Origin of the sequence: Stenotrophomonas daejeonensis (assembly GCF_001431505.1) — a bacterium.
Classification (GTDB): Bacteria; Pseudomonadota; Gammaproteobacteria; order Xanthomonadales; family Xanthomonadaceae; genus Stenotrophomonas; species Stenotrophomonas daejeonensis.
The window spans coordinates 1-7656 of record NZ_LDJP01000039.1; the positions used below are offsets into that span (position 1 = coordinate 1).

The 7656-nt window shown below is 68.6% G+C and carries 9 protein-coding genes; 6 read left to right on the top strand and 3 right to left on the bottom strand.

The genetic code is table 11. The annotated features are described in order from the left end of the window. Nucleotides 1-356: 356 nt before the first annotated feature. Complete coding sequence (locus ABB34_RS07340) at nt 357-896, bottom strand: Smr/MutS family protein (RefSeq protein WP_057640603.1); 540 nt, start codon at nt 894-896, stop codon at nt 357-359. A gap of 176 nt (nt 897-1072) precedes the next feature. On the opposite strand from ABB34_RS07340, the gene surE reads away from it, so the two are divergent. The 4 genes from surE to ABB34_RS07360 are packed head-to-tail and all read left to right on the top strand — an operon-like array spanning nt 1073 to nt 3951. Further along, nucleotides 1073-1852, top strand: a complete 780-nt coding sequence (gene surE, locus ABB34_RS07345; protein WP_057640604.1) for a 5'/3'-nucleotidase SurE — start codon at nt 1073-1075, stop codon at nt 1850-1852. Next, entirely contained in the window at nt 1849-2541 is a 693-nt protein-coding gene (locus ABB34_RS07350; RefSeq protein ID WP_057640605.1) for a protein-L-isoaspartate(D-aspartate) O-methyltransferase, read from the top strand. The genes surE and ABB34_RS07350 overlap by 4 nt, the downstream gene beginning before the upstream one ends. Nucleotides 2542-2572: 31 nt before the next feature. Then, a complete protein-coding gene (locus ABB34_RS07355; protein WP_057640606.1) occupies nt 2573-3187 on the top strand; it encodes a YqaA family protein in 615 nt (204 codons plus the stop codon). Beyond that, nucleotides 3166-3951 carry a peptidoglycan DD-metalloendopeptidase family protein gene (locus ABB34_RS07360; RefSeq protein ID WP_211258183.1) on the top strand — a complete coding sequence of 262 codons (786 nt, stop codon included), beginning with the start codon at nt 3166-3168 and terminating at the stop codon, nt 3949-3951. Before ABB34_RS07355 ends, ABB34_RS07360 begins: the two co-directional genes overlap by 22 nt. A 121-nt stretch (nt 3952-4072) precedes the next feature. Here ABB34_RS07360 and ABB34_RS07365 read toward each other — a convergent pair whose 3' ends face one another. Further along, nucleotides 4073-4456, bottom strand: a complete 384-nt coding sequence (locus ABB34_RS07365) for an Mth938-like domain-containing protein (protein ID WP_057640608.1) — start codon at nt 4454-4456, stop codon at nt 4073-4075. 16 nt (nt 4457-4472) lie between these two features. After that, nucleotides 4473-4778, bottom strand: a complete 306-nt coding sequence (gene yhbY, locus ABB34_RS07370; protein WP_057640609.1) for a ribosome assembly RNA-binding protein YhbY — start codon at nt 4776-4778, stop codon at nt 4473-4475. A 65-nt stretch (nt 4779-4843) separates the two neighbouring features. Between yhbY and rlmE the strand changes: the two genes are divergently transcribed. Together rlmE and ftsH are read left to right on the top strand one after the other, a co-directional pair. Then, entirely contained in the window at nt 4844-5473 is a 630-nt protein-coding gene (gene rlmE, locus ABB34_RS07375) for a 23S rRNA (uridine(2552)-2'-O)-methyltransferase RlmE (RefSeq protein ID WP_057640610.1), read from the top strand. Between the two features lie 56 nt (nt 5474-5529). Continuing rightward, nucleotides 5530-7452 (top strand): ATP-dependent zinc metalloprotease FtsH, encoded by a 1923-nt coding sequence (gene ftsH, locus ABB34_RS07380; protein WP_057640611.1) that lies wholly within the window; start codon nt 5530-5532, stop codon nt 7450-7452. Nucleotides 7453-7656 lie beyond the last annotated feature (204 nt).

Consider the following 7656-nt stretch of genomic DNA (forward strand, 5'->3'; position numbering starts at 1 on the left):
TGCCCGGCGACTGGCCGAACGGGGCAAGCCGCCCAAGCTCATCCTCTGCGCCTTGATGCGAAAGCTCCTGCACATCGTCTGGGGGGTGCTCAAGTCCGCTACGCCCTTCGATCCCCGAAAGGCCATTGCACGCGCCTGAGCAAGACGGTATCTACGGAAGATGTGGGCGCCTTTGCAGGTGCCGGGCTTGCCCGGTACCTGGCTTCATCGGCAAGCCCCGAAGTGGCCCCCGCTGGGACGAGGGTAGGCCGGGGCTACGCCCCCGGCGCTCCAACGGGCTGCGCAAGGCCTGTTGTTTTACATTCCAGAGCGCCGGGGGCGTAGCCCCGGCCTACGGAGCATGTGCGGTGCACGGATCAGCGCTGCGCCAGCAACACCAGCACCGCGCCGGTGCCGCCCTGCGCGGCGGGGGCCGAGTGGAAGGCCAGCACGTCGTTGCGCTGGCGCAGCAGGCGGTCGACCAGGTTCTTCAATACCGGTACGCCGCCGTCGGCCTGCAGGCCCTTGCCGTGGATGATGCGCACGCAGCCATGGCCGTGGTCGTGCGCCTCCAGCAGGAACTGGCGCAGCCACTGTTCGGCCTGCACGGTGTTGGCGCCGTGCAGGTCCAGTTCGTCCTGCACGGAGTATTGGCCGCGCTTGAGGCGCTGGAACATGCGCGGCGGCAGGTTGTCGCGGCGGTAGCTGGCGACGTCGCCGGCTTCCAGCGGTGCGCTCGAATGCAGCAGCCGGGCGAACTCGCCCAGTGCCTGCGCTTCGTCCTGCTCGGCCATGCGCGCGCGCGGCTTCGGGCGCGGCTTTTCGATGGCCGGCGTTTCCACCTTGCGCAATGGCGTCACTGCGCCGATGGCGGCGCGGAACAGGGCGCCATCGTCTTCGTCCTGTGGGTCTGACATGGGCACAGCGTAACGCGTGCGCCCGCGCGCCGCTGCCATCGCGGGGGAGCCGGGTGGCGCATTCCGGTATCATGGGCAATCACGGTCGGGCCGGCCGGTGCTCCATGCACCACCGGCACGGCAGCAGGCGGCGAGGCAGGAGGGCGCCGCCATCGATTCACCGATTCAGGTCTTCAATGCGCGTACTTGTAAGCAACGACGACGGCGTGGACGCCCCCGGCATCAGGATGCTCGCCGACGAGCTGCGCGCGGCCGGGCACGAGGTCACCGTGGTGGCCCCGGACCGCGACCGCTCCGGCGCCAGCAATTCCCTCACCCTCGACCGGCCGGTGCGGCTGCGCCGGATCGACCACTACACCTGCGCGGTGGCCGGCACGCCCACCGACTGCGTGCACCTGGCGCTGACCGGCATGCTGGAGCACGAGCCGGACATCGTGGTCTCGGGCATCAACGATGCCGCCAACCTCGGTGACGACGTGATCTATTCCGGCACCGTGTCGGCGGCGATGGAAGGGCGCTTCCTCGGCCTGCCGTCGGTGGCGGTGTCGCTGGTCACCCACCGGCACGAGGCGAAGAATTTCCGCAGCGCGGCGCGCGCGGCGGTGGCGATCGTGGCGCGGCTGAAGGCCGACCCGCTGCCGGCCGACACCATCCTCAACGTCAACGTGCCGGACCTGCCGTGGGAGGAAATCCGCGGCTTCGAGGTCACCCGGCTGGGCAACCGCCACCGCGCCGAGGGCTGCATCCCCGCCACCGACCCGCGCGGCAACACCGTCTACTGGATCGGCCCGGCCGGTTCCGAGCAGGACGCCGGGCCCGGCACCGATTTCCATGCCGTGCGCAGCGGCCACGTCTCCATCACCCCGATCCAGGTGGACCTGACCCGCTACGAAGCGCTGGAAAAGGTCGCCAGTTGGGTGGGCGGGCTGTCGGCGACGCTGGGGCGGCCGGCATGACGCCACGCCTGCGTCTTTCCCCCGAGGCGGTCGGCAGCGGCATGACCTCGCAGCGGGTGCGCGACCGGCTGGTCGAACGCCTGCGCGACGGCGCCCACAGCGGCGGGGGCATCGGCAACGAGAACGTGCTCAACGCGATACGGATGGTGCCGCGCCACCTGTTCATCGATGAAGCGCTGGCCTCGCGCGCCTACGAGGATACCGCGCTGCCGATCGGCCACGGCCAGACCATCTCCCAGCCGTGGGTGGTGGCGCGGATGACCGAGGCGGTGCTGGCGGTTGAGCCGAAGACCGTGCTGGAGGTGGGTACCGGCTCCGGCTACCAGGCCGCGATCCTGGCTGCGCTGGGGCTGGAGGTGTTCACCGTCGAGCGCATCGGCGACCTGCTGCGGCAGGCCCGCAAGCGCTTCCGGCAGTTGGGCATGAACGTCCGCAGCAAGCACGACGATGGCCGCATCGGCTGGCCGGAGCATGGCCCCTATGACGCGATCGTGGTCACCGCCGCCGCGCCGGCGCTGGTCGATGCGCTGATCGAACAGCTCGCCATCGGCGGCCGGCTGGTGGCGCCGGTGGGCGGCTCCGGCGGGCAGGCGCTGCTGCAGCTCACCCGGCAGGCCGACGGCGGCATCGTGCAGGAGGAACTGGCCCCGGTCAGCTTCGTGCCGTTGCTGTCGGGCATGCTGGATTGAACGCGCGCAACGGTACGGGAACGCATTGACGATGAAGATCTTCGGCCCGCTGTACGACCGCGCGCTGTACTGGGCCGGCCACGAGCGCGCGCCCACCTACCTGACCGTGCTCAGCTTCGTCGAGGCCATCATCTTCCCGGTGATGCCCGAGGTGATGCTGATGCCGATGTGCGTGGCGCAGCCGCGCAAGGGCTGGCGCCTGGCGACGATGAGCCTGGCCGCCTCGATGCTGGGTGCGCTGGTGGGCTACGCACTGGGGCATTACGCGTTCGAGGCGCTCAAGCCGCTGTTCGCGATGCTGGGCATGCTGCCGGCGATCGAGTCGGGCATCGCCACCCTGCAGGCGAAGATGGCCGAATCGCCGTGGGCGGTGTTCACCTTCCTGGTGCTGGGCGGGTTCATGCCGATCCCGATGAAGGTATTCACCTGGGCTTCCGGTATCGTCGGCGTGCCGCTGCCGCAATACGTGTTGAGCATGCTGGTCGGGCGCGGCAAGCGGGTCTACCTGCTGGCCGCGGTGATCCGCTTCGGCGGCGCGCGCGCGGCCGAAGCGCTGCGGCGCTGGATCGAACCGCTGGGCTGGGTGGCGACCGCGTTGGTCGCCCTGCTGGCGGGCTGGTTGATATGGAGGGCGAAATTCGCATGAGCGCAGACCTGATGTCCAAGGCAATCCGCAACACGCTGGCGGCGTCGCTGGCGGTGACCCTGGCCGCATGTGGCACCGCCACGGTGGTAAAGCCGACGGGCGCCGCTTCGTCGGCATCCAGGACCATGCCACGCACCTCGGTGCCCAAGCCGGGGCAGACCGCGGTGGTGCGCCGCGGCGACACGCTGTATGCGCTGGCCCGCCTGCACAACATCACCCCGGCCGACCTGGCCGCCTGGAACGGCCTGTCCGCGCCCTACACCATCTATCCGGGGCAGTCGTTGCGGCTGTATCCGGGCAGCGGCACCGCTGCCACGCGGCCGGCGGCCGGCGGCACCACGGCGACTCCCGCACGGACGCCGGCGCCGGCGACCCCGGCGCCGGTCAACAGCGGCATCGGCTGGCGCTGGCCGGCCGACGGCGTGCTGGTCGGGCGTTTCGCCGCCGGCGAAACCACCAAACAGGGCATCGACATCGCCGGTGCCAGTGGCGACAGCGTGCGCGCGGCCGGGCCGGGCGTGGTGGTCTATTCCGGCGCGGGGCTGGTGGGCTACGGCGAGCTGATCATCATCAAGCACAACGACCAGTGGCTGTCGGCCTACGGCCACAACCGCAAGCGGCTGGTCAACGAGGGCCAGAGCGTCAAGGCCGGCGAGCAGATCGCGGAAATGGGCCGCACCGGCACCACCCGCGACATGCTGCACTTCGAGATCCGCTACAACGGCAAGCCGGTGGACCCACTGGGTTACCTGCCGAAGAAATAAGGCCCGGTAGCTGCGTGGGTTGCGGGGCTTTCGCCGGGAAAGCTCGCATGGGGCAAGCCCCATGCCTACGATTGCCTTCACCGGGAGAGTAGGTCGGGGCTATGCCCCCGACGGCATGGCCTCAGCCGCCGCCCGCTTCCAGCATGAACGCCGCTACCACGCGGCGGTTCTCGCTGGCCAGCACGTTGAAGGTGCGCGCGGCCGAAGCGTTGTTCATCACCTCGATGCCGATGCCGCGGGTCAGGCAGGCGGCCATGATTTCCGCCGGCGGGAATACCTGCTGCTCGCCGGTGCCGAGGATGAACACCGCCGGGTTCTGCTCCAGCACCGGGGCGAGGTCGTCCACGGTCAGCTGCCGGGCCGAGGTGACCGGCCAGTCCTCGACCAGTTGGTCGGGGGCGAGCAGGAAGCTGCGGGTCAGCAGCAGGTCGTTGACCCGTGCCTGCCGGCCGCTGGCCGCGCGCAGGCTGTAGGTGTAGTCGGGCAGTTCGCGGCTCAGCTGCATGGCGTGCCCCCGCCGCTCAGTTGCGCGGCAGGATGATCTGGCGCTTTTCCTTCGCCGGGCGGTACAGCACGGCGACGTGGCCGATGCGCTGCACCAGTGCGCCGCCGCTGGTCCGGACCAGTTCGTCCACCATCGCCTCGCGCGCTTCGCGGTCTTCCGCGGCCACCTTCACCTTGATCAGTTCGTGGCGCTCCAGCACCTCGTCCAGTTCCGCCAGGAAGGCGGGGGTGACCCCCTTGCCGCCGATCTGCAGCAGCGCTTTCAGGTCATGGGCCATGCCGCGCAGGAATCGGTTCTGGGCCGGGGTGAGGACGATGGACATGCAGGGTTTACGGGTCATCAAGGGGGTTCAGGGTATCATGCCGGCCCCTCAGAGCCCCATTGCCGATGTCCCGCAGCAAGAGCAGTCAACGCTGGTTGAAGGAGCATTTTTCCGACCCCTTCGTGAAGAAGGCGCAGGCCGAGGGCATGCGTTCGCGCGCGGCCTACAAGCTGGAGGAGCTGCTCGAACGCGACCGCCTGCTGAAGCCGCACATGGTGGTCGTCGACCTGGGCGCGGCGCCGGGCGGTTGGTCGCAGCAGGTACGGCGACAGATGGGCGATACCGGCCGGGTGCTGGCGCTGGACATCCTGGAGATGCCGCCTCTGGCCGGGGTGGAGTTCCTGCACGGCGATTTCCGCGAGGACGAGGTGCTGGCGCGGTTCGAGGCCATGCTCGGCGACCAGCCGGTGGACCTTGTTTTGTCGGACATGGCCCCCAACAAGAGTGGCATGGACGCGGTGGACCAGCCGCGGATGATGCATCTGGCTGAACTTGCAATGGATTTTGCCGATAACCACCTCAAGCCGGGTGGTGCGTTCCTGATCAAGCTGTTCCAGGGCGTCGGCTTCGACGACTACGTGCGGGAGATGCGCCGCCGCTACGACAAGGTCGTGATCCGCAAGCCGGAGGCCTCGCGCAAGCGTTCACCCGAGGTTTATGCCCTGGGCCAGAGCAAGCGCGCGCAGATAAAGTAAGCTCGACCCCATACGAATCGCGTCAGAAAGCCAGAGGAACACCGGAGCCGATGAGGATGAACGACCTGACCAAGAACCTCCTGCTATGGGTGGTTGTCGCCGTCGTGCTGATGGTGGTGTTCCAGAGCTTCGCCCCGCGCGGCGGCACGCCGACCGTCGGCGACGCCAGCAACTACACCCAGTTCCTGCAGGAAGTGGACGCCGGGCGGATCAAGTCGGTGGAGTTCACCGACGACACCACCCTGACCACCAACGCCATCCGCTACCGGCGCAACGACGGCACCGAGGGCTCGCTGTACGCGCCGCGCGACGAGAAGCTGATCGACCAGCTGTACACCAAGAAGGTCGACATCGTGCGCATGAAGCCGGCCACCGGGCCGAGCTTCTGGAGCATCGCGCTGCAGTTCCTGCCGGTGCTGCTGCTGATCGGTTTCTGGATCTTCATGATGCGGCAGATGCAGGGCGGTGGCGGCGGCGCCAAGGGCGCGATGTCCTTCGGCAAGTCGCGGGCCAAGCTGCAGGGCGAGGACCAGATCAAGGTGACCTTCGCCGACGTCGCCGGCTGCGACGAGGCCAAGGAGGAAGTGGGCGAGCTGGTCGAGTTCCTGCGCGACCCGTCGCGCTTCACCAAGCTCGGCGGCAAGATCCCGCGCGGCGTGCTGATGGTCGGCCCGCCCGGCACCGGCAAGACCCTGCTGGCGCGCGCGATCGCCGGCGAGGCCAAGGTGCCGTTCTTCAGCATCTCCGGCTCGGACTTCGTGGAGATGTTCGTCGGCGTCGGCGCCAGCCGCGTGCGCGACATGTTCGAGCAGGCCAAGAAGCACGCGCCGTGCATCATCTTCATCGACGAGATCGACGCGGTCGGCCGCCATCGCGGTTCCGGCATGGGCGGCGGCCACGACGAGCGCGAGCAGACCCTGAACCAGATGCTGGTGGAGATGGACGGTTTCGAGGGCGGTGAGGGCGTGATCGTGATCGCCGCCACCAACCGCCCCGACGTGCTCGACAAGGCGCTGCTGCGCCCGGGCCGCTTCGACCGCCAGGTCATGGTCGGCCTGCCCGACATCAAGGGCCGCGAGCAGATCCTGCGCGTGCACCTGCGCAAGGTGCCGGCCGCCGACGACGTCAAGCCGGAAGTGCTGGCGCGCGGTACCCCGGGCTTCTCCGGCGCGGACCTTGCCAACCTGGTCAACGAGGGCGCCCTGTTTGCCGCACGCCGCAACAAGCAGGAAGTGGGCATGCAGGATTTCGAGGACGCCAAGGACAAGATCTACATGGGTCCGGAGCGCCGCAGCATGGTCATGCGTGAGGACGAGCGCCGCAACACCGCCTACCACGAGTCGGGCCACGCGGTGGTCGCCATGACCCTGCCCAAGGCCGACCCGGTGCACAAGGTGACGATCATGCCGCGCGGCTGGGCGCTGGGCGTGACCTGGCAGCTGCCCGAGCACGACCACATCAGCAAGTACAAGGACCGCATGCTGGAAGAACTGGCGATCCTGTTCGGCGGCCGCATCGCCGAGGAGATCTTCGTCGGGCAGATGTCCACCGGCGCCTCCAACGACTTCGAGCGCGCCACCAAGCTGGCCCGCGGCATGGTCACCAAGTACGGCATGTCCGACGTGCTCGGCACGATGGTCTATGCCGACGACGAAGGCGGCTACGGCATGCACAGCAAGACCATTTCCGAGGCCACCCAGCAGAAGGTGGACGCGGAGATCCGCCGCATCCTCGATGAGCAGTACCACGTCGCGCGCAGTATCCTGGAAGAGAAGCGCGACATCGTCGAGGCGATGACCGCCGCGCTGCTGGAGTGGGAAACCATCGACGCCGAGCAGGTCAAGGCGATCATGGAAGGGCGCAAGCCCGAACCGCCGGCCGGCTGGGTGGACAAGCCCAAGAGCGACCCGTCGGACAGTGACAAGGGTGGCGACGAGCATCCGGTCGCGCCGATCAGTGATCCGGCCGGGCAGCACTGAATCCTGCCGCTGCGATGAAATGGAACGGGCCGGATTTTCCGGCCCGTTTGCTTTCATGTCGATTCCTTCTCCCTGCGGGAGACAGCCCGGCAGGACTGCCGGGCTGCGCGGCGAAGCCGTCCGAAGGGTGAGGCACAGGGATGTGCCGAATGCAGGTGCCCGAAGGGCGGATGAGGGGCGAACGAAGTCCATGATGGTTAACCA

Coding starts and splice junctions, on each gene's coding strand:
- ABB34_RS07340 (WP_057640603.1), bottom strand. CDS start 896: ATGTCAGACCCACAGGACGAAGACGATGGCGCCCTGTTCCGCGCCGCC.
- ABB34_RS07365 (WP_057640608.1), bottom strand. CDS start 4,456: ATGCAGCTGAGCCGCGAACTGCCCGACTACACCTACAGCCTGCGCGCG.
- ftsH (WP_057640611.1), top strand. CDS start 5,530: ATGAACGACCTGACCAAGAACCTCCTGCTATGGGTGGTTGTCGCCGTC.
- ABB34_RS07355 (WP_057640606.1), top strand. CDS start 2,573: ATGAAGATCTTCGGCCCGCTGTACGACCGCGCGCTGTACTGGGCCGGC.
- ABB34_RS07360 (WP_211258183.1), top strand. CDS start 3,166: ATGGAGGGCGAAATTCGCATGAGCGCAGACCTGATGTCCAAGGCAATC.
- surE (WP_057640604.1), top strand. CDS start 1,073: ATGCGCGTACTTGTAAGCAACGACGACGGCGTGGACGCCCCCGGCATC.
- rlmE (WP_057640610.1), top strand. CDS start 4,844: ATGTCCCGCAGCAAGAGCAGTCAACGCTGGTTGAAGGAGCATTTTTCC.
- ABB34_RS07350 (WP_057640605.1), top strand. CDS start 1,849: ATGACGCCACGCCTGCGTCTTTCCCCCGAGGCGGTCGGCAGCGGCATG.
- yhbY (WP_057640609.1), bottom strand. CDS start 4,778: ATGTCCATCGTCCTCACCCCGGCCCAGAACCGATTCCTGCGCGGCATG.